The organism is Citrobacter sp. Cpa228, from assembly GCF_030333085.1.
GTDB classification, from domain to species: domain Bacteria; phylum Pseudomonadota; class Gammaproteobacteria; order Enterobacterales; family Enterobacteriaceae; genus Citrobacter; species Citrobacter pasteurii.
In genome coordinates, this window is the sequence record NZ_JAOWGQ010000003.1 from 1 (window position 1) to 791 (window position 791).

The window sequence follows — 791 nt, forward strand, 5'->3', positions numbered from 1 at the left end:
GACATCGCAGACCTTGATACCCGTACGACAGACAACACCGCGGCAATTGCAACCAACACTACAGACATAGCAGCCAACACTGCAGCAACTGCAGCCAACACTACAGACATAGCAGCCAATACCAGCGCTATTGCTGATAACGCCTCGGACATCGCAGACCTTGATACCCGTACCACGGCCAACACTGCAGATATCGCCGCTAACACCAGTTCTATTAGTGATTTGAGCAATCACGTAGACGATGTTGCAACTGGTTTATCTCAAGATATCGCAAACAGCACTGCTGACAGTAAATCATATACTGATACCGCTACACAGAACGCTATCGACACCGCCAACAGCTATACTGATACCGCTACACAGAACGCTATCGACACCGCCAACAGCTATACTGATACCGCTAAGCAGGACGCTATCAACACCGCCAACAGCTATACTGATACCGCTAAGCAGGACGCTATCAACACCGCCAACAGCTATACTGATACCGCTACACAGAACGCTATCAACACCGCCAACAGCTATACTGATACCGCTAAGCAGGACGCTATCGACACCGCCAACAGCTATACTGATGTCGCTAAGCAGGACGCTATCAACACCGCCAACAGCTATACTGATACCACCACCGCAACGGCTAAAAACGAAGCAATTGCGACGGCAAATAGTTATACTGATGTCGCTAAGCAGGACGCTATCAGCACTGCCAATAGCTATACTGACACCACCACTGCAACGGCTAAAAACGAAGCGATTGCGACGGCAAATAGTTATACTGATGTCGCTAAGCA

Annotated in this window: 1 pseudogene; it reads left to right on the forward strand. The window is 49.3% G+C overall.

Going from position 1 to position 791, the window contains the following annotated elements:
* Positions 1-791 (forward strand): annotated as a pseudogene (locus tag OGX91_RS00015) (hypothetical protein); the annotation flags it as partial.